This is a genomic window from Polaromonas sp. P1_G1 (assembly GCF_056405595.1).
This window is the reverse complement of the sequence record NZ_JBFUBU010000006.1, coordinates 51,609-72,447: the sequence shown is the minus strand read 5'-3', so window position 1 is coordinate 72,447 and position 20,839 is coordinate 51,609. Positions and strand designations below refer to the sequence as shown.

Sequence of the window (20,839 nt, the reverse complement as noted above, 5' to 3'; positions counted from 1 at the left end):
GCATGAGTGTGCATTTGTTCAAACTGGCCGTCCTGGCGGCGACGATAGCCGGGGCCAGCCAATTGCTTGCGATCGCCCAGGCCACCCGCTCCCTGGAACCCATTCTTCCGTTGCCTGACAAGGTGACCGACGTTGACCCGGCCAAAGTGAAACTGGGCGAGAAGTTGTTTGCGGACAAGCGTTTTTCGGGCGATGGCACGGTATCGTGCCAATCCTGCCATCTCCCGCATGCCGGAGGGGCGGATTCCCGCCGGCATTCCGTCAGCGCATTCGGCAAGGTGCGTGAACTGAATTCGCCCACAATTTTTAATGTGCGCTACAACACAGCAGGGCTCAACTGGACGGGCCGCACCAAGGACCTTGAGGCCCAGATTTCGGGATCGGTCGGCAACGCCGACACCATGGCCCACGACTGGGGCAAGGTGCTCACGATCCTTGCGGCCGACCCTGCCATGGTTTCCGAGTTCAAGGCCATTTATGGCGGTGACGAACCCGTGACCCAGAAGAATGCCAGCGAAGCCATTGTCAGTTTCGAACGTTCCCTGGTCACGCCCTCGCGCTTCGACGATTGGCTCAAGGGAGATGACAAGGCGATCACCGCGCAGGAAAAAGTCGGCTACGACAAGTTCAAGAGCAACGGCTGCGTGGGTTGCCACAACGGAATCAATGTGGGGGGCAACACGTTCATGAAGTTCAGCCTGATCGGCGACTACTATGGCGACCGTGCCAGGAAGGGCCGCGGCGCCATGGTCGAGACGGACAAGGGGCGCTTGCTGGTCACCAAAAAAGACGAAGACATGCACGTATTCCGCGTCGCCTCCTTGCGTAACGTCGCCATCACCGCCCCGTATTTTCATGACGGCGCCGTAGAGAGCCTGGATGAGGCCATCCAGTTGATGGGCCGCCATCAACTGGGACGGGAAATCCCGCCGGCCGACCGCAAGGACATCGAAGCATTCCTGAAGAGCCTGACCGGCAAGCAGCTGGAAAAACGCTGAGTCTGGATGCGTTGGCCGATGACGAGGCCAAGGTGAGCATCGCTGCGACGGGGACGGCGGAGGCGTACACTGGCCCCGGTTGAGGGCAATTTCGCCCCGTTTGAGCGTGTTGCCACGCAAGGAAATTTCCGGATGTTGCTCGCTCCCGCGTCGGGAGCAGTTCCCATCACCGGAGCTGCCTCCCCTCCGCCTTACCTGCTCAAATATGAAACCGTGAGCGGGAGCGGCGACGACCTGCAGCTGCGCTCGCTGCTGGATCGCCAGCAATTCCATGATCCCCTGGGCGAGGCCGAACGCGAAGGCATCTCCTCGTCGGCCTGGCCCATCTTCGGGCTGCTCTGGCCCTCGGGCCGGGTGCTGGCCCATGCCATGCTGACCTTCGAGCTTGAAGGCAAGCGCATCCTGGAACTCGGTTGCGGCCTGGCGCTGGCCAGCCTGGTCGTGCACAGGCGCGGCGGCAACATCACGGCCAGCGACTGCCATCCGCTGGCGGCGGAATTCCTGCTCGAAAACCTCAAACTCAACCACCTGCCGGCGATGAAGTACCAGACCGGCAACTGGTCGCGCGCCAACCCTCTGCTGGAGCGCTTTGACCTGATCATCGGCAGCGACGTGCTCTACGACCGCGGCCAGCCTGAGGTGCTGTCGCAGTTCATCGAGCTGCATGCGTTGCCGCACACCGAGGTGCTGATCGTGGACCCGGACCGCGGCAACCGCGCGAGCTTTAACCGCATGATGGATGGGTTGGGCTATTCACGCACCGAGACGCGTGTGACCGAATTGCCGGCCGGAGGCAGCTACAAGGGGCGGCTGCTGCGCTACCTGCGCCAGCCGGCCGTCTGAAATCCCATTCCATCAGGTATTGAGCGCTTCGAGCAGCTCCGTCTCGATCGCGATCTGCGCCTTGTTGTGCTGCAGTTCGGGGCCGTCGATCAAAAACGTGTCTTCCACGCGCTCGCCCAGGGTGCTGACCTTGGCCAGCTGCAGGTTGATCCGGTGGCGCGCCAACACCCGCGCGATGCGGTACAGCAGCCCGACACGGTCGCTTGCTGAAACGCTGAGCAGCCAGCGCTGGGCTTTTTCGTCGGGCCGCAGGTCCACGCGCGGCGCGATCGGGAAGCTCTTGACGCGGCGCGACACGCGGCCCTTGCCGGGCGGGGGCAGCGGGCCGGGCTCCTCGATGGTGCGGTCCAGGTCGGCTTCCACCATGGCCGCGAGTTCACGGTAATGGTCGGCCAGCGTCGGGCTCACGACCTGGAAGGTGTCCAGCGCATAGCCGTTCTGGGCGGTATGGATCTTGGCGTCCAGGATGCTGAAGCCGGCTTCGTCAAAGTAGCCGCAGATGCGCGCGAACAGGTCGGGTGCGTCGGGCGTATAGACCAGCACCTGCATGCCTTCGCCTGCTGAGGATCGCCGCGCCCGGACAATCGCCTTGGCCTTGCCGACGTGGCGCGAAAGCTGGCGCGCGTGCCAGGCGATGTCGGAGGCCTCATGGCGCATGAAATAGCTGACGTCCAGCGTATCCCACAGCGCCTTGTGCGCCTCGAAGGGTTCGGCGTGCAGGGCCAGGGTGGTCAGGGCCTCCCGCTTGCGGGCCTCGACCTCGGCATCCGCGTCGGGCGCGCGGCCGCCCAGCACGCGCAGGGTGTAGCGGTACAGGTCTTCGAGGAGCTTGCCTTTCCAGGCATTCCAGACCTTGGGGCTGGTTCCGCGTATGTCGGCCACCGTCAGCAGATACAGCGCCGTGAGATAGCGTTCGTTGCCCACGCGTTTGGCGAATGCCGCGATGACCTCCGGGTCGCTGAGGTCTTCCTTCTGCGCGATGCGGCTCATGCTCAGGTGCTCGCCGACCAGGAATTCGATCAGCTTTGCGTCCTCGGCGGCAATGCCATGCTGGCGGCAGAAGATGTGCACCTCCTTGCAGCCCAGCTCTGAATGGTCACCGCCGCGGCCCTTGGCGATGTCGTGGAACAGCGCGGCGATGTAAAGAATCCAGGGCTTGTCCCAGCCGCCCGCGAGCTGCGAGCACATCGGGTACTCGTGCGAGTGCTCGGCCATGAAAAACCGCCGCACGTTGCGCAGCACCATCAGGATGTGCTGGTCCACCGTGTAGACGTGGAACAGGTCGTGCTGCATCTGCCCGACGATCTTGCGGAAGATCCAGAGGTAGCGGCCCAGCACCGAGGTCTGGTTCATGAGCCGCATGGCATGCGTGATGCCCTCGGGCTGCTGCAGGATGCGGCGGAAGGTGTCGCGGTTGACCGGGTCGCTGCGGAACTTGCTGTTCATCAGGCCGCGGGCGTTGTAGAGCGCGCGCAGGGTGCGCGCCGACAGGCCCTTGATGCCGACGGTGGTCTCGTAGACCAAAAAGGTTTCGAGGATGGCGTGCGGTTCACGCGCGTACAGGTCGTCGCTGGCCACTTCCAGCATGCCGGCCTTGTCGCAAAAACGCTCGTTGATGGGCCGCAGCGGATAGGTGTTGGGGTTCAGCCGCTCTTCGATGTTGAGCAGCAGGATCTGGTTGAGCTGGGTCACGGCCTTGGCGGCCCAGTAATAACGCTTCATGAGCGCCTCGCTGGCGCGGCGCGGCAGCTTGCTGCCGTCGTCGGCCTCGGCCGAATAGCCGAAGGATTCCGCCACGGCGGTCTGCAGGTCGAACACCAGGCGGTCTTCGCGGCGGCTCGCGATCAGGTGCAGGCGGGCGCGTATCAGGCTCAGCAGCGCTTCGTTGGCCTTGATCTGCCGCACCTCGAAGGGCGTGGCCAGGCCCTTGCGGGCCAGGTCATCCCAGGACTTGCCCAGGCCGGCGGCGCGCGCCACCCAGAGGATCACCTGCAGGTCGCGCAGGCCACCCGGCGATTCCTTGCAGTTGGGCTCAAGCGAGTAGGGCGTGTTCTCGAACTTGTTGTGGCGCTGGCGCAATTCCAGGGTCTTGGCCACGTAAAAGGCCTGCGGGTCCAGCACGGCGGCCAGGCGTTTTTGCAGCTGCTGGAAGTTTTTTTTCGAACCGGCGACCAGGCGCGCCTCCAGCAGCGAGGTCTGCACCGTGACGTCCTTGGAGGCTTCCTCGACACAGCCGGAAGCGGTCCGCACGCTGGAGCCGATTTCCAGGCCCACGTCCCAGCAGGCGCCGATAAAACGCTCGACCTTGGCTTTCAGGGCCGGGTCCGCGTCGACGTCGGCGTTGTCCGGCAGCAGCAGCAGCACGTCCACGTCGGAATGGGGAAACAGCTCGCCGCGGCCGAAGCCGCCAGCGGCGACCAGGCAGGCCGCGGCCGGGAAACCGGCGCCTTCCCAGAGTGCCTGCAGCGTGGCGTCGGCGTGGCGGGCGAATTTTTGCAGCAGGCTGTGGATGCCGCGCGAGGATGCGCCGCTGGCCGCCAGCGAGGCCAGCAGGTCGGCTTTGCCGGCCTTGTACTGCTCACGCACCGGGCCCAGGCCGTTCAATGTGGCAGGGGCCGTGTCGGAGGACGCGCGCGGTACCGGCACTGGTGGTGCCCCGCTCAGGCGCTGACCGTGGCCTGGAGCTGGCTTTGCTGCGGCACAAAGGCCGGAATCGCCGGGCTGCCGGCGGACAGGGTCAACACCTCGTAGCCGGTCTCGGTCACCAGGATGGTGTGTTCCCACTGGGCGGACAGCGAATGGTCACGCGTCACGATGCTCCAGCCGTCTTTTTCGGGGCCGTCCTTGATGTCACGCTTGCCGGCGTTGATCATGGGTTCGATGGTGAAGGTCATGCCGGGCACCAGTTCTTCGAGCGTGCCGGGGCGGCCGTAATGCAGCACCTGGGGTTCTTCGTGGAAGTTCTTGCCGATGCCGTGGCCGCAGAACTCGCGCACCACCGAAAACCCCTGCTTTTCGGCGAAGGCCTGGATCGCGAAGCCGATGTCGCCCAGGCGCACGCCGGGCTTGACGCGCATGATGCCCTGCCACATGGCTTCATAGGTGATGTTGCACAGGCGCTTGGCGGCGATCGAGGCCTCGCCGACCAGGTACATGCGGCTGTTGTCGCCGTGCCAGCCGTCCTTGGTGATGACCGTCACGTCGATGTTGACGATGTCGCCTTTTTTGAGCGGTTTGTCGTTGGGAATGCCGTGGCAGACCTGGTGGTTGACCGAGGTGCACAGCGATTTGGGGTAGGGCACATAGCCCGGGGGGCCGTAGCCCAGGGTGGCGGGGATGGTGCCCTGGACCTGGGTCATGTAGTCGTGGGCCAGGCGGTCGATTTCATTGGTGGTCACGCCCGGTTTCACGAAGGGGGCGAGGTAATCCAGTACTTCGGAAGCCAGCCTGCCGGCCAGGCGCATGCCTTCAATCCCGTCAGCATCTTTGTAAGTAATACTCATGGCCCCGATTATCCCACCGCTCCCAGGCGCATGCATTTTCAGCATAGGGCCAAGGGCTTTTGCGTTTTTGGCCCGAATGAAGCGCGAAAGTGCTCGCTGGCGATGCCCGGCAGGCGCGGCAAGCCCCCAGTCGCTGATAAAATTACGGGTTAACGCGTACCCCGCAAAACCCGGTCCCACCAGGCGCTTGCAGGCGGTGTTAAACCCTAAGAACCTGTTCAATGTCTTTTTGGAATCGCACAAGTACCTTTTCGGGATGGGATGCAAGGCGCGGTGTGCAGCCCATAGCCCAGCTATGGGCAAGCGCCGCAACGCCGCAGACCGCCCGAAAAGGCACTTGCCCGAAGGGTTGGAGTGAAATCGGGCGATTGGACGCCCCGGTTGCTTGCATGGGCATCAGCCCATGCGGCGCATCCGAAGCATCCACTCATCCCGATTGCACTCCAATGCGATCTCCAAAAAGACGTTGAACAGGTTCTAAACAGCCATGAGCTGCCCACTTCCCACTACAAGGCCACCGCTACCGTGACCCTGCACCTGACGACTTTTGAGGGCGAACCCCACGGGATCAGCGCCCTCAGCGACTTCCGCGTCCAGCAACTCCTTCCCCGCCTGCAAGCCATCCACGACAAGATCGTCGGCATCAGCGCCCGCTTTGTGCACCTAGTGGCGACCGAGTCGCCGCCCTCGGCGGCCGCCAAGGCCCAGCTTGCGGCGCTGCTCACCTACGGCGAACCTTGCCCGGCCGACGGCAAAGCCGGTGAAGCCCTGGCCTTTATCGTCTCGCCGCGATTCGGCACCGTCTCGCCCTGGGCTTCCAAGGCCACGGACATCGCCCACAACTGCGGCCTGGCCGTCAAGCGCGTCGAGCGCATCACCGAATATCGCATCACGCTGAAAACCGGCTTTTTCAGCAAAACCGCCCTGAGCGCCGCCCAGCGCGAGCAGGTCGCCGGCCTGCTGCATGACCGCATGACCGAAAGCGTGATGTTCGACCGCGCGGAAGCCGCGGGCCTGTTCACCGAGCTGCAGGGCGCGCCGCTGCAAACGATTGACGTGCTGGCCGGCGGCAAGGCCGCGCTCGAAAAAGCCAACGCCGAGTTCGGCCTGGCGCTGGCCGCCGACGAGATCGACTACCTGGTCAACGCCTTCACGCAGCTCAAGCGCAACCCGACCGACGTCGAGCTCATGATGTTCGCCCAGGCCAACAGCGAGCACTGCCGCCACAAGATCTTCAACGCCGACTTCACGATTGACGGCGTGCCGCAGGAAAAAAGCCTGTTCGGCATGATCCGCAACACCGAAAAGCTGCACCCCCAGCACACGGTGGTGGCCTATTCGGACAATGCCTCCGTCATGGAGGGCTACAAAATCCAGCGGTTTTACGCCAAACCGGCTGAATCCACCGGTCGCCAGACCTACAGCGCCACCGACGACGTGCAGATGCAAGTGCTCATGAAGGTCGAGACCCACAACCATCCGACGGCAATCTCGCCTTTCCCGGGCGCCTCCACCGGCGCGGGCGGCGAGATCCGCGACGAAGGCGCGACCGGTCGCGGCTCCAAGCCCAAGGCGGGCCTGACCGGTTTCACGGTGTCCAGGCTGTTTGACGGCGACTACGGCAAGCCCGAACACATCGCCAGCCCGCTACAGATCATGACCGAGGGCCCGCTGGGCGGCGCGGCCTTCAACAACGAGTTCGGCCGTCCCAATCTGAACGGCTACTTCCGCGAATACGAACAGACCGTGGGCGGCCAGCGCTGGGGTTACCACAAGCCCATCATGATCGCGGGCGGCGTCGGCACGATTGATGCGGCGCTCACCAAAAAGATTCTGTTCCCGGCCGGCACACTGCTGATCCAGCTGGGCGGCCCCGGCATGCGCATAGGCATGGGCGGCAGCGCGGCCAGTTCCATGGCCTCAGGCGCCAACGCGGCCCAGCTCGACTTYGACTCGGTGCAGCGCGGCAATCCCGAGATCGAGCGACGGGCCCAGGAAGTCATCAACCAGTGCGCCCAGCTGGGTGCGGCCAACCCGATCCTGGCGATCCATGACGTGGGCGCTGGTGGTTTGTCCAACGCCTTCCCGGAACTGGTGAACGACGCCGGCCGCGGCGCGAAGTTTGACCTGCGCGCCGTGCCGCTCGAGGAAAGCGGCCTCTCGCCCAAGGAAATCTGGAGCAATGAAAGCCAGGAGCGCTACGTGATGGCGGTCGCGCCCGAATCGCTGCCGCAGTTCCAGGCTTTCTGCGACCGTGAGCGTTGCCCCTTTGCCGTGATTGGTGTGGCGACGGAAGAAAAGCAGTTGATGCTGTCCGACAAGGACGCGGCCGCTCCCGTGGATATGCCTATGAACGTGCTGCTGGGCAAACCGCCCAAGATGCACCGCGACGTGAAGTCCGTGAAGCACTCGGTCAAGCCGATCGACCTGACCGGCGTGGACCTGCAAAAAAGCGCGATCGCCGTGCTGRGCCACCCGACCGTCGCTTCCAAGCGTTTCCTGATCACCATAGGCGATCGGACCGTGAGCGGCCTCACGCACCGCGACCAGATGGTCGGCCCCTGGCAGGTGCCGGTGGCCGATTGCGCCGTCACGCTGGCCGACTACAGCGGTTTTGCCGGCGAGGCCATGAGCATGGGCGAACGCACGCCGCTGGCCACCGTCAACGCGGCCGCCTCCGGCCGCATGGCGGTCGCCGAGGCCATCACCAACCTGCTGGCCGCGCCGATTGAACTGCCGCGCGTCAAGCTCTCGGCCAACTGGATGGCCGCCTGCGGCGAACCCGGCCAGGATGCCGCGCTGTATGAAACCGTCAAGGCCGTGGGCATGGAACTGTGCCCGGCGCTGGGCGTGTCGATTCCCGTCGGCAAGGATTCCCTGTCCATGCGCACCGTGTGGAGCGAGGGCGACGCCGGCAAGAAGGTCACCTCGCCGGTCTCGCTGATCGTGAGCGCCTTCGCCACGCTGCCCGATGTGCGCGGCACGCTGACGCCGCAGCTGGACCGCGATGAGGCCGACAGCACGCTGATCCTGGTCGACCTCGGCAAGGGCAAAAACCGCATGGGCGGCTCCATCCTCGCGCAGACGCTCAACAAGGAGGAGGGCGAGGTGCCCGACCTCGACGACCCCAAAGACCTGGTCAACCTCGTCAATGCCATCAACGCGCTGCGCAAAGAGGGCAAGCTCATGGCTTACCACGACCGCAGTGACGGTGGCTTGTTTGCCGCGGTCTGTGAAATGGGTTTTGCCGGCAACGTGGGCGTGTCGCTCAACATCGACATGCTGCTGGTCGAAGGCGACGGCATTTCCGACAGCCGCATGGACACCGGCGACAGCAAGAACTGGGCAAGCCAGGTCGGCGCGCGGCGCGAAGAACTCACGCTCAAGGCGCTGTTCAACGAAGAGCTGGGCGCCGTGATCCAGGTGGCCACCGCCGCGCGCAATGAGGTCATGCAGACCCTGCGCGAGCACGGCCTTTCCCCATTCAGCCATTTCATCGGCAAGACCCGCCCGCAGCACGCCTCGCTCGAAGTCGGCAAGGGCGAGATCCAGGTCTGGCGCGACACCAAGGCCGTGTTCTCGGCCAAGTTGCAAGACCTGCACCAGGTCTGGGACTCTGTCAGCTGGAAGATCTGCCAGCAGCGCGACAACCCTGTTTGCGCCAACACCGAACACGCGGCCGCCGGCAACCCCGCCGACCCGGGCCTGCACGTTCAACCGGGCTTTGACCCCGCCAAGATGCCCGCCGCTCCTGCGCTCAACCTGTCGGCTCGACCGCGTGTGGCCGTGCTGCGCGAGCAGGGCGTCAACTCGCATGTGGAAATGGCTTACGTCTTCACCGAAGCCGGTTTTGAAGCCTGTGACGTGCACATGACCGACCTGCAGACCGGCCGCGCCAAACTGGCCGACTTCAAGGGCATTGTGGCCTGCGGTGGCTTCAGCTACGGCGATACCCTGGGGGCAGGCGTAGGCTGGGCACGCTCTGTCACCTTCAACCCGGTGCTGTCCGAGGAGTTCAAGGCATTCTTCGCGCGCCAGGACACCTTCGGCCTGGGCGTCTGCAACGGTTGCCAGATGTTCGCCGAGCTGGCCGACATCATCCCGGGCGCCGAAGCCTGGCCGCGTTTCACCACCAACCGCAGCGAGCGCTTCGAGGCGCGCCTGAGCATGGTCGAGGTGCTGGAATCGCCCAGCATCTTCCTGCAAGGCATGGCCGGCAGCCGTATGCCGATCGCGGTCGCGCACGGTGAGGGTTACGCCAATTTCGCCTTCCGCGGCGATGCGTCCAAGGCGATTGCCGCGATGCGTTTCACCGACAACCACGGCCAGCCCACGGAAGCCTATCCGGCCAACCCCAACGGCAGCGCCGGCGGCCTGACGGCCGTGACCACGGCCGACGGCCGCTTCACGGCCATGATGCCTCACCCCGAGCGCGTGTTCCGCAACATCCAGAAGAGCTGGACGTCAGGCACTCCCAGCGAGCGCAGCCCGTGGATGAGCCTGTGGCACAACGCGCGCAAGTGGGTGGGTTGATCAACGACGTTAACCTGAGATGACCATGAATCGACTGCTCAAACGCGCCTCTATCGCCATCCTGTCCGGATTGCTCGCCTGCGGCGCTATGGCCGCCGACATGCGTGTGGCGCTGCCCGAGCGGCCGGCACTGGTCATCCCGCTTCCCGTGGGCTGGCGGGGCCAGGTACGGCGCGCCGCGCCAGAGCTGCCGCCTACCGTCGTCCTGTCATCCATCACCGAGAAAAACTTCCAGATTATGGTGACGCCCCTCTGGTCGATGCGTGCCGACGCCAAACCGCTGACACCGGACTTCCTGCGCGCGATGGTGGCGGCCGCTGCCGAGAAGGCCAAGCCGCAGGCTGTCGAGGCGGAGCTTCCCGTGCGTGAGCTGTCGGGCCAGGGCCTGTTCGGCGCCTACTTCTCGGCCACAGACCGGGCGCCGAAGCCCGGTGAATACCTCAACCTGACCCAGGGAATGGTCACAATCGGCGAACTGCAGGTGGGGTTCACCATCCTGAGCAATGGCGACGCGGCAGCGGTCAACAGGCCCGCGCTGCAGATGCTGCAATCCTTGCGGCGGGATTGATTTCCCGGCCTTAGGGACTTAGCGGCTGGGCGGGGCGACAGCCGCCCCTTCGATTCCATGCCGCGCCAAGGCCTGCGCGACAAACCCCGAGGCCTTCATCTCCTCAACAAAATCCGCCAGGTAACGCGCACCGGCCTCACGCCCCTTGGGCAGGCCCATGGCCTGGTTGATCACCATAAAGCGTCCCGGCAATAGGCGCAGGCCCGCCACACGTTTCGCGTCGGCCTCCAGCTGCTGCTTGACGCCGGCCGCAACCTCGATGTTCTGCGCGACCATGACGTCGGTGACCGCCGGCGAGGTCGGGGCCTTGACCAGCTTCGCGGCTTTCAGTTCGCGGGTCAGGTAGAGGTCGTAGGCGCTGCCGTTGCCGACCACGACGCGGTTCGCCGCCTGGTCCACGTCTTCGTTGCGGCGTATCGGTGAATCGTTTCGTACCAGGTAGGCACCTTCGATGATGACGTAGGGCGGCGTTTGCAGCATGTCGGCGCCGCGCACCGGGTCTATCGCGACAAAGGCGATGTCGACCTGCGCATCCCTGACCGCTTCTACCACCTTGCCGGCCGAGGTGAAGGTCACCAGCTCCACCGGCACGCCCAGGCGCCTGCCGAGTTCGTTGGACAGGTCCACCGAGACGCCGCGCGGTGAACCGTCCGGCATGCGAACCGCCAGGATGGGGTTGCCGAAGTTGATGGCGGCCTTGAGCCTGCCGGAAGGCGCCAGTTCGGCGACGGGTGCCGGCGGCGTGGAGGCGCAGCCCAGCAGCGCAAACGCAGCCAGCCCCAGCACGGCCAGCGCAACAAGCCACCACCACAAGCCGTTCGAGCCGCGCACCTGGCCGGGAGACAGGCCGTCGCTCGCGCCCGGTCCCGCGTCATCGCTCACGCCCTCCACCGCATCCTTGGCTTCCTTGAGCCCCATGCCCGTCAGGCCCCGCAAGCGCCGTACAGCCTCTATCTTGTTGCCCTGGTCCAGCGCCTCTTGCACCTGCGCGGGCAGGGGCGCGCCGGTAGCCAAAGCCTTGGGGGCAAAGCCGCCAGCCGGCGGCTCGCCACGCATATAGGCTTCCAGCGCATCCTTGGTTTCCTTCAGGCCCAGGCCGGTGCCGGCGCGCATCAGCTTGATGGCTTCGACCAGGTTGCCGCGTTGCAGGGCATCCTGCACGGGTTGGGGAAGGGCGGAAAGAGGATCGGAGCCAGCCATGGCGCTCAGAAGTCCAGTTTCTGGCCGGGGTCCAGCGCCACCATGCGCGCCGTGCCGGGCGCGGTCCCGAGCGCCGCGTTGAATTCGGCCGGTGTGCCGCGCAGCACGGGTGTGGTGCCGTAATGGATGGGCAGCGCGAACCTGGGCCGTATCATTTCGCGCACCGCCATGGCGGCGTCCACCGGGTTCATCACAAAATGGCCGCCAATGGGGATGAGCACCAGGTCGGGCCGGTACATGTCGCCGATCAGCCGCATGTCGCCGAAGACTGCGGTATCGCCCATGTGCCAGAGCTTGAAGCCATTTTCCATTTCAAGGATGAAGCCTACAGGCTCACCGCCGGGCTGCACCTCGTCCTTGCCGGTGGCCGGGTTCTTGTAGGCCAGCTCCGAGGAGTGCTCGGCATGCACCGCCGTGATCTTCACGCCGGTGGGGCCGAAAGGCATGATGGTGCCGCCCTTGCCGAAGCGCGGTGCGAGTTCCGCGGGCAGTATGCCCAGCGCGGCCACTGTCTGGTTCAGGCCGGCGGGGCCGTACATGGGCGCGTTGTGCATTTTGGCCAGCGCGGGCGCATCGGCAAAGTGGTCGAAATGCGCATGCGTCACCAGGATCAGGTCCACCTTGCCCAGCGCCTCCAGCGCGCGGAAATTGGCGGGCGTCTTGGGATTGGATGTGAGCCACGGGTCGATCATGATGACCTTGCCCGTGGGCGTGGTGATGCGCGTGGCCGCCTGGCCCAGCCAGAGCACTTCGGTTTTGCCGTTCTGCGCGAAGGCCGGCAGGCCGAGCAGCAGGGCCGCGCCGAGCAGCAGCCCGCGCAGCAGCGGGGCGGGAAATGAGGAGAAGGGGATCAAGGCAAGGCGGTTTGACATGGGACCTCCTGAAAGATGTGAGCCATTGGAACGGCCCGCGCCACCTTCGTCAATCGGCAATTCACGCAAATCGCCCCCCGATTGGAAAGCGCCCAATAAAAAAGCAGCCAAAAGGCTGCTTTTTTGAACCGGTTCGGTGGCGCTTATTCCACCTTGGCTTTTTTACGCAGGTCGGTCTGGAAGGCGGCCAGCTTTTGCTGCTGCATCTGCTGGGCGATCTGCGGCTTGACTTCGTCGTACGAAGGCAACTGCGCCGTGCGGATGTCGTCCACGCGGATGATGTGGTAGCCGAACTCGGTCTTCACCGGGGTGTCGGTGGTCTGGCCCTTGCTGAGCTTGACCAGCGCTTGGGTGAACTCCGGCACGTAGCTGGAGGGGTTGGCCCARTCSAGGTCGCCACCSTTGGCRCCGGAKCCGGGRTCCTTGGATTKCTTYTTGGCGATGTCGTCGAACTTGCCGCCTTTTTTCAGGCTGGCGATGATGTCCTTGGCTTCGCTTTCCTTTTCCACCAGGATGTGGCGGGCCTTGTATTCCTTGCCGCCGTTGGCTTCGGCGAACTTGTCGTATTCGGCCTTCATCTCGGCTTCGGTAACCGGGTTGTTCTTCTGGTAGTCGGCGAACAGCTCGCGGATCAGGATGGTCTGGCGCGCCAGCTCCATCTGCACCTTGACGTCGTCGCTGGTGGACAGGCCGCGCTTTTCAGCTTCCTGCATGAAGACCTCGCGCGCGATGACTTCTTCGCGCAGCTGGGCTTCCATGTCCGGCGTCACGGGACGGCCCGACTTGGCAACCTGCTGGGCCAGCGAGTCCAGGCGGGTTTTTGGAACGGCCTTGCCGTTGACGATGGCCAGGTTCTGCGCCATCACGCCTTGAGCGCCAAAGGCCAGCAGGCCCGCAACGGCGGTGGCCAGTAAAAATTGTTTCTTCATGATGTCTTGCAGTCCTTTGATGAATGCTGTGGATGTCTGGATGATGCCCGGCCTTCGCGGCCGAAATTCCGGGGGCGCCGCCAGGTTTCAGGGTGACTCGATGATCTCGATCGCCACGGCGTGCAGGCCCTGGTCAATGAAATTTTGCAGTGCATCATACACAAGCCGGTGCCGCGCCACCCGGCTTTGGCCGGTAAACAGCGGGCTCGCGATGCGGATGCGGAAATGGGTGCCGAAGCCTTCGGCGTTGGCGCCGGCATGCCCGGCGTGGGCGGCGCTTTCATCGAGCACTTCCAGCCGCGTGGGCTGCAGCCGCGCTTGGAGCTGCTGCTCGATTTCCGCGGTGCGCACGGGCAGGGCGCTGGAAAGGGCTGCGGTCATGGCGTGGTGCCGGGTTTGATGTGCTTGTTGAGGTAAATCGCCTGCGCCAGCACAAACACCACCATCAGGCCCAGGCCGCCGAAGAGCTTGAAGTTGACCCAGGTGGCGGTGGGGAAATTGAAGGCCACCCACAGGTTGAGGATGCCCATCACGGCGAAAAAGCCGACCCAGCTCAGGTTGACCACGCGCCAGATCGCGTCCGGCAAGGCCATCTGCGCGCCCATGATCGATTTGATGCCGTTTTTCTTGAAGACCAGCTGGCCGACCAGCAGGGCCGTGCCCATGACCCAGTAGAGCACCGTGGGCTTCCACTTGATGAAGTTCTCGCTGTGAAAGTAGATCGTGGCGCCGCCCAGCACGGTGACAAGTCCCAGGCTCACCCACAGCATGGTGTCGACCTTTTTGCCGCGCGCCTTGAGCCAGAGGATTTGCGCCAGCGTGGCGATGATCACCACCACGGTCGCCAGCAGCACGGGCGCTTCAGTGGCGCCCACCACGCCGCCAGACACCATGAAACCCAGCCATTCGGTGGCGGTAGAGGCGGCCCAGTCCTTGTGGCCTTCGGCGTACTTGAACATGCCGAAGAACAGCGCTATCGGCAAAAAGTCGAAAAGAATTTTCATGTGCTGATTATCTGGCCTAAGGGCAGGCCCTTGAATGATCCCCGGCCGGGCGCACGGCCCGGCCCCAAAGCCTTTCCCGCTTCAGGCTTTTGATTTGAAGTCCAGGGAGGCGGAATTCATGCAGTAGCGCAGGCCGGTTGGGCTCGGCCCATCGGGAAACACGTGGCCCAGATGCGCGCCACAGCTGGCGCACACCGTTTCGGTGCGCACCATGCCGTGCTTGCGGTCCACGATTTCCTCGATCGCGCCCGGCACCGCTTCCTCGGAAAAGCTGGGCCAGCCGCAACCCGCGTCGAATTTGGTTTCCGACTCGAAGAGCTTGGCGCCGCAGCAGATGCAGTGGTAGCTGCCGTCAGCCCAGACGGCCTCGTATTTGCCGGTGTAGGGGCGTTCGGTGGCGGCGTGGCGGGTGACTTCAAAGGCGGCCGGTTCGGCCCCTTTTTCGGCCAGCAGGGCTTTCCATTCGGCGTCGGTTTTCTGGATCTTGGCGCTCATGTTCTAGGTCCTGAGAGTGTTGACTTTGATGTTACGAACTGCAACTGATTTCAATCGATGAAGCCCAGTCCGGCGGGAAACCGGCAAAGCTGTCATGGCCGGGATGTTCCTCACATGGGGACTGCAGCAGGGCAAGCAAGGTATCGACACCCGAAAAGTCTTTTAGTTTCGCGGCGCGTATGGCTTCCTCGCCCAGATGGTTGCGCAGCACGAATTTCGGGTTGTTCCTCTGCATCAAAGCGGCCCGCAGTTCGGGGTCGGCGCCGGCCCGCCGTTCCGAATACTGCAGGGCCCAGGCATTGAAGGATTCGCGGTCGAAAAACAGGTCGCGCACCGGCTCATGGCCGCTTTGCGGCGTGAAGCCGTTCAGGCGCCGCCAGAAGATGCTGTAGTCGGCCTTGTTGGCGGCCAGCAGCTTGAAGGTGTCGTCCACCAGGGCCTTGTCCTCGGGCCGCTCGTCCGCCAGGCCCAGCTTGCCGCGCATGCGGGCGTACAGGGCCTCGGGGAACAGGGTTTTGTAGGGTTCCAGTGCGGCCAGTGCCAGTTCCTGCTCGCCGATCAGCGGCAGCAGGGCCTGGCCCAGGCAGAACAGGTTCCAATAAGCCATATTGGGTTGCCGGTTGTAGGCATAGCGGCCCTGGGCATCCGAATGGTTGCAGATGTGGCCGGGGTCGAAGGCATCCAGGAACTGGAAGGGTCCGTAGTCGATGGTCAGCCCCAGGATGCTCATGTTGTCGGTGTTCATCACGCCGTGGCAAAAGCCAACCGCTTGCCACGCCGCCATCAAATGCGCCGTGCGCTCGCTGACAGCCTCCAGCAGCGCCGCATAGGGCTGCGGCGCTTCGCGGCAGGCGGGGTAGAAGCGGTCTATCACGTAGTCGGCGAGCGTCTTAAGCTGGGCGTGCTGGCCGGTATAGCTGAAGTGCTCGAAATGGCCGAAGCGGATAAAGCTGGGCGCGGTGCGCGTCACCACGGCAGCGGTTTCGATTTCCTCGCGCCGCACCGGCGCGTCGGAACCCGTGACGCACAGCGCCCGCGTGGTCGGGATGCCCAGGCCGTGCATGGCTTCGGAACACAAAAATTCACGGATCGAACTGCGCAGCACGGCCCGGCCGTCGCCCATACGGGAATAGGGGGTCTGGCCCGCGCCCTTGAGCTGGATTTCCTGCGGCCCGAGCGGGGTGTCTATTTCGCYCAGCAGCAGCGCGCGGCCGTCGCCCAACTGCCCGGCCCAGACGCCGAACTGGTGGCCGCTGTAGACGCTGGCCAGGGGCCGAGAGCCCGGCAACAGGCGATTGCCCGTGAGGGCCTCCAGCGTGTCCGCTGATTCGAGCCAGCTGTCTTCGAGCCCGAGTTCGCGCGCCAGCGCGCGGCTTTTGCCGACCCAGTAGGGCGAGGGCAGGGGTGTGGGCTGAAGCTCGGTGTAGAAGTCCGGGCCCAGGCCGGCGAAGCTGTTGCGCCAAGCCAGGGTGTCGCCGGTGGCCGCGGTATCGGGCGCTGAAAGGTTTGCGGAGGTCATGGGCAAATTGTCCCCTACCTGACATGGGCCCGTGAATTCACGGGCAATCCCGCATGACCGTGCCGCTGTGCTGCGGCATGATGGGCCGCTTGCGGATGTTTACGTAAAACAATGGAGACTCTTGATGCTCGGGTTAATGCAAAGCCAGCCACTGCTAATTTCCGGTTTGATCGAATTTGCGGAACGCCACCACGGCGACGCGGAAATCGTCTCCCGGCGGGTTGAAGGCGACATCCATCGCTACACCTACAAAGACCTCGGCCAGCGCGCGCGCCGCGTCGCCAGGGCACTGGACGGCCTCAAGCTGGCCTTCAGCGACCGCGTCGCCACGCTGGCCTGGAACGGCTACCGCCACCTGGAGCTTTATTACGGCGTGAGCGGCTCGGGCCGCGTGCTGCATACCATCAACCCGCGCCTTCACCCTGACCAGATCGCCTGGATCGCCAACCACGCCGAAGACCAGGTGCTGTGCTTCGACCTGAGCTTTCTGCCGCTGGTGCAGGCCGTGCACGCCCGCTGCCCGAGCATCAAACACTACATCGCGCTGTGCGACGCCGACAAGCTGCCGGCCGATTCCGGCATCCCGAATCTGCAAAGTTATGAAAGCTGGATAGGCGCGCAAGCGGCCGATTACGACTGGCCCAGCTTTGACGAGAACACCGCTTCGAGCATGTGCTACACCAGCGGCACCACGGGCAACCCCAAGGCCGCGCTCTACAGCCACCGCTCCAGCACGTTGCATGCCTATGCGGCCGCGCTGCCCGACGTCATGTGCATCTCCGCGCGCGACGCCATCCTGCCGGTCGTGCCCATGTTCCACGTCAATGCCTGGGGCATTCCGTACTCGGCCGCGCTGACCGGCGCCAAGCTGGTGTTCCCGGGCCCGGCGCTGGATGGCAAGTCGATCTATGAGCTGATCGAGGCCGAGAAGGTCACCTATGCGGCCGGCGTTCCCACGGTGTGGCAGATGCTGCTGACCCATATGAAACCCCCCGGCCTGAAATTCTCGACCCTGAAGCGCACCGTCATCGGCGGCTCGGCCTGCCCGCCGGCCATGATCAATGCCTTCCGCGAAGACTACGGCGTCGAAGTGCTGCACGCCTGGGGTATGACCGAAATGAGCCCGCTGGGCACGCTGTGCAATCTCAAGAACAAGCACGACGCGCTGTCCGACGCGGAAAAAATGAAGATACGCCTCAAGCAGGGGCGTGCCATCTATGGCGTCGACATGAAGATCGTCGACCCCGACGGCAAGGAATTGCCCTGGGACGGAAAAGTCTTCGGTGACCTCTACGTCAAGGGCCCGTGGATCGTGCGCGAATACTTCAAAGGCGAGGGCGGCGACCCGCTGGTGGACGGCTGGTTCCCCACGGGCGACGTCGGCACCATAGACCCCGACGGCTACCTGCAGATCACCGACCGCAGCAAGGACGTCATCAAGTCAGGCGGCGAATGGATCAGCTCCATCGAGGTCGAGAACATCGCCGTGGCGCATCCGGCCGTGGCCATGGCCGCCTGCATAGGCGTGACCCACCCCAAGTGGGATGAGCGGCCCATCGTGGCGGTGGTCAAAAAGCCCGGCATGGACGTCACGCGCGAAGAGTTGCTGCGCTTCTACGAGGGCAAGACCGCGAAATGGCAAATCCCCGACGACGTCGTTTTTGTCGACGCCATCCCCCTGGGCGCCACCGGCAAGATGCTCAAGACCAAGCTGCGCGAGCAATTGAAGGATTACAAATTGCCACCGTCCTAAGCGCGGCCTTAGAGTGGAGTAGGGGTATTAATCAAGCGGGGGCCGCGGGACTGGCTTTGCCAGACCGCAGGCGCAGCGCCCCCTCGGGGGGCAGAGAGTTACACGAAGTGAACGAACGTGGGGGCTTTAGCTCTGGTCACATCTGTGACATCGGCTAGGGCATTCCCTGACGCAGTGCAACATTTTTTGACCTAACCTGTGCCGGTTCCCCCGTTAGATTTCGTTCGCAAATTCATAATTTTCAGGAGACAAGGGATGACAACCCAAACCCGATTTTTCGCTCGGCACGCCGGCGTTGCCATGGCGGTGTCCGCCATGCTTTACAGCGGCATGACGCTGGCCCAGGCGCCGGCAGCCAAGGCCGCCGCACCGGCCAAGGCTGCCACCGCCGCGCCCGCCGCCGGCGGTGCGGTCAACCTGAACCAGACCGTCAAGATCGCCTGGCTGGACCCGCTGTCCGGCCTGATGGCGGCAGTCGGCACCAACCAGCTCAAAGGCTTCCAGTTCCTGGCTGAGCAGTTCAGCAAAAAGAACAAGGCCGGCGTGAAGTTCGAGATCATCGGCATCGACAACAAGCTGAGCCCGCAGGAAACCACCAACGCGCTGAAGTCCGCCATCGACCAGGGTGCGCGCTACGTGGTGCAGGGCAATGGCTCCGGCCCGGCGCTGGCCATCATGGACGCGCTGTCCAAGTACAACGAACGCAATCCCGGCAAGGAAGTCGTCTACCTCAACTACGCCGCGGTGGACCCCGACCTCACCAACAGCAAGTGCGAGTACTGGCACTTCCGCCTGGACGCCGACACCTCCATGAAGATGGAAGCCCTGACGGCCTTCATGAAGGACCAGCAGGACATCAAGAAGGTCTACCTGATCAACCAGAACTACTCGCACGGCCAGCAGGTCGCCAAGTTCGCCAAAGCCAACCTGGCCAGCAAGCGCCCCGACATCCAGATCGTCGGCGAGGACCTGCACCCGCTGGCGCAGGTGCGCGACTTCGCACCCTACATCGCCAAGATCAAGCAGTCGGGCGCCGACACCGTGATCACCGGCAACTGGGGTTCCGACCTCTCGCTGCTGGTGAAGGCCGCCAACGAGGCGGGCCTGAACAACGTCAAGTTCTACACCTACTACGCCGGCGTCACCGGCACGCCGACCGCGCTGGGCGCGGCCTCGGCCGGCCGGGTCTACATGGTGTCCTACAACCACCTCAACATGGGCGGCGAGATCCAGCAGATCCAGGCCGAGTACAAGAAGAAGTTTAACGACGACTTCTACACCGGCGCGATCTTCCACGCCTTCACCATCCTGACCGAAGCGATGGCGCAGACCAAGTCGACCGAGCCGGCCGTAGTGGCCAAGGCCATGGAAGGCCTGCGCTTCAAGAGCTTCAACGGCGACGTCGAGATGCGCAAGACCGACCACCAGCTGCAGCAGGGCCTCTACATCGACAAATGGGAAAAAGCCGGCGGCAAATACCCCTACGATGCCGAGAACACGGGCTACACCTTTGTGCCGGTCAAATACTATGAGCCCTATGTGGCCAGCACGCCCACCTCGTGCCAGATGAAGCGCCCGGGGTGATCCCGGCGTCCCGCTGACGGACACAGGCCCGATCCGAGTTCGGGCCTTTTTTTCATCCGGCTTTTTCCAACAGGCGCTTATCGATGAATCTGGAATCCTTCACCATCGCGATGCTCAACGGCCTCAGCTACGGCTTGCTGCTGTTCATGCTCAGTTCCGGCCTGACGCTGATCTTCAGCATGATGGGCGTGCTCAATTTCGCGCACGCGTCCTTCTACATGGTCGGCGCCTATATCGCCTACAGCACCTCGCAGGTCATAGGCTTCTGGTGGTCGCTGCTGGTGGCGCCGCTGCTGGTGTTTGTGATGGGCGCGGCCTTCGAGCGCTTTTGCCTGCGCAAGGTGCACAAGTTCGGCCACGTGCCCGAGCTGCTGGTCACCTTCGGGCTGTCCTACCTGCTGCTGGAGCTGGTGCAGCTGGTCTGGGGCCGCTCGGCCGTCAACTACGTGCTGCCCGAAGGCCTGCAGGGGCYGCTGTTCACGGTGTTCGGCACCAACTTCCCGAAATCGCGCGCCTTCATCATGTTCATCTCGCTGGCCATGCTGGCCGGCATCTGGCTGCTGCTCACGCGCACCCGCATAGGCCTGGTCATCCAGGCCGCGCTCACGCATCCTGAAACCGTGGAGGCGCTGGGTCACAACGTGCCGCGCGTCTTCATGCTGGTCTTCGGCGGCGGCGCGGCGCTGGCCGGCCTGGCCGGCGTCATAGGAGGCAACACCTTCATCACCGAGCCCGCCATGGCCGGCTCGGTCGGCGCCATCATCTTTGTGGTTGTGGTGGTGGGCGGCATGGGTTCGCTGAGCGGCGCCTTCCTGGCTTCGCTGCTGATAGGCCTGATCCAGACCTTCGCGATCCAGATGGACCAGTCGCTGATCACGCTTTTGGGGCACTTCAAGTACGTGGTGACGCCTGAAACCTTTGGCTACCCCTTGCTCAAGCTCACGATTTCGCAGGTGGCGCCGATATTGCCCTTCCTGTTCCTGGTGCTGATCCTGATCTTCCGGCCCAAGGGCCTGCTCGGTACGCGGGAAGGATGAG

16 protein-coding genes and 1 pseudogene are annotated in these 20,839 nt (G+C 64.2%); 7 read left to right on the top strand and 10 right to left on the bottom strand.

Translation table 11 applies throughout. From position 1 onward, the window contains the following. Positions 1-2: 2 nt before the first annotated feature. A complete protein-coding gene (locus tag AC1D1Y_RS03970; RefSeq protein WP_477681201.1) occupies positions 3-998 on the top strand; it encodes a cytochrome-c peroxidase in 996 nt (331 codons plus the stop codon). 132 nt (positions 999-1,130) lie between these two features. Then, complete coding sequence (locus AC1D1Y_RS03965) at positions 1,131-1,841, top strand: class I SAM-dependent methyltransferase (protein WP_477681200.1); 711 nt, start codon at positions 1,131-1,133, stop codon at positions 1,839-1,841. Between the two features lie 12 nt (positions 1,842-1,853). On the opposite strand, the gene AC1D1Y_RS03960 is transcribed toward AC1D1Y_RS03965, so the two are convergent. Both AC1D1Y_RS03960 and map read right to left on the bottom strand, forming a co-directional pair. After that, entirely contained in the window at positions 1,854-4,445 is a 2,592-nt protein-coding gene (locus AC1D1Y_RS03960; RefSeq protein ID WP_477681199.1) for a [protein-PII] uridylyltransferase, read from the bottom strand. A 56-nt stretch (positions 4,446-4,501) separates the two neighbouring features. Continuing rightward, a complete protein-coding gene (gene map / locus AC1D1Y_RS03955) occupies positions 4,502-5,344 on the bottom strand; it encodes a type I methionyl aminopeptidase (RefSeq protein WP_477651882.1) in 843 nt (280 codons plus the stop codon). A gap of 525 nt (positions 5,345-5,869) precedes the next feature. Here map and purL point away from each other — a divergent pair. Both purL and AC1D1Y_RS03945 read left to right on the top strand, forming a co-directional pair. After that, positions 5,870-9,877: a phosphoribosylformylglycinamidine synthase gene (purL, locus tag AC1D1Y_RS03950; protein WP_477681198.1), complete on the top strand. Its 4,008-nt coding sequence runs from the start codon at positions 5,870-5,872 to the stop codon at positions 9,875-9,877. Positions 9,878-9,902: 25 nt separating this feature from the next. Further along, complete coding sequence (locus tag AC1D1Y_RS03945; protein ID WP_477681197.1) at positions 9,903-10,445, top strand: hypothetical protein; 543 nt, start codon at positions 9,903-9,905, stop codon at positions 10,443-10,445. Positions 10,446-10,463: 18 nt separating this feature from the next. On the opposite strand, the gene AC1D1Y_RS03940 is transcribed toward AC1D1Y_RS03945, so the two are convergent. The 8 genes and pseudogenes from AC1D1Y_RS03940 to AC1D1Y_RS03905 form a co-directional block, all read right to left on the bottom strand. Continuing rightward, the gene (locus AC1D1Y_RS03940) at positions 10,464-11,207 is read right to left on the bottom strand and encodes an ABC transporter substrate-binding protein (RefSeq protein WP_477681242.1); all 744 of its coding nucleotides are present in this window, start codon (positions 11,205-11,207) and stop codon (positions 10,464-10,466) included. Between the two features lie 129 nt (positions 11,208-11,336). Further along, positions 11,337-11,501, bottom strand: a pseudogene (gene rplL, locus AC1D1Y_RS03935) (50S ribosomal protein L7/L12); the annotation flags it as partial. 149 nt (positions 11,502-11,650) lie between these two features. Further along, a complete protein-coding gene (locus AC1D1Y_RS03930) occupies positions 11,651-12,517 on the bottom strand; it encodes a metal-dependent hydrolase (RefSeq protein ID WP_477651879.1) in 867 nt (288 codons plus the stop codon). Positions 12,518-12,660: 143 nt separating this feature from the next. After that, positions 12,661-13,446, bottom strand: a complete 786-nt coding sequence (locus AC1D1Y_RS03925) for a peptidylprolyl isomerase (RefSeq protein WP_477681196.1) — start codon at positions 13,444-13,446, stop codon at positions 12,661-12,663. A gap of 87 nt (positions 13,447-13,533) precedes the next feature. After that, entirely contained in the window at positions 13,534-13,827 is a 294-nt protein-coding gene (locus tag AC1D1Y_RS03920) for a BolA family protein (RefSeq protein WP_477681195.1), read from the bottom strand. Next, a complete protein-coding gene (locus tag AC1D1Y_RS03915; protein WP_477681194.1) occupies positions 13,824-14,450 on the bottom strand; it encodes a septation protein A in 627 nt (208 codons plus the stop codon). Before AC1D1Y_RS03915 ends, AC1D1Y_RS03920 begins: the two co-directional genes overlap by 4 nt. An 81-nt stretch (positions 14,451-14,531) precedes the next feature. After that, positions 14,532-14,945, bottom strand: a complete 414-nt coding sequence (gene msrB, locus AC1D1Y_RS03910) for a peptide-methionine (R)-S-oxide reductase MsrB (RefSeq protein WP_477681193.1) — start codon at positions 14,943-14,945, stop codon at positions 14,532-14,534. Between the two features lie 31 nt (positions 14,946-14,976). Then, complete coding sequence (locus tag AC1D1Y_RS03905) at positions 14,977-16,464, bottom strand: protein adenylyltransferase SelO (RefSeq protein WP_477681192.1); 1,488 nt, start codon at positions 16,462-16,464, stop codon at positions 14,977-14,979. Positions 16,465-16,588: 124 nt separating this feature from the next. Here AC1D1Y_RS03905 and AC1D1Y_RS03900 point away from each other — a divergent pair, with 124 nt between their 5' ends. The 3 genes from AC1D1Y_RS03900 (at position 16,589) to AC1D1Y_RS03890 (ending at position 20,838) form a co-directional block, all read left to right on the top strand. Beyond that, complete coding sequence (locus tag AC1D1Y_RS03900; RefSeq protein WP_477681191.1) at positions 16,589-18,217, top strand: 3-(methylthio)propionyl-CoA ligase; 1,629 nt, start codon at positions 16,589-16,591, stop codon at positions 18,215-18,217. A gap of 330 nt (positions 18,218-18,547) precedes the next feature. Then, a complete protein-coding gene (locus AC1D1Y_RS03895; protein WP_477681241.1) occupies positions 18,548-19,801 on the top strand; it encodes a branched-chain amino acid ABC transporter substrate-binding protein in 1,254 nt (417 codons plus the stop codon). Between the two features lie 83 nt (positions 19,802-19,884). Beyond that, entirely contained in the window at positions 19,885-20,838 is a 954-nt protein-coding gene (locus tag AC1D1Y_RS03890; RefSeq protein WP_477681190.1) for a branched-chain amino acid ABC transporter permease, read from the top strand. The last annotated feature ends 1 nt before the right edge of the window (position 20,839 follow it).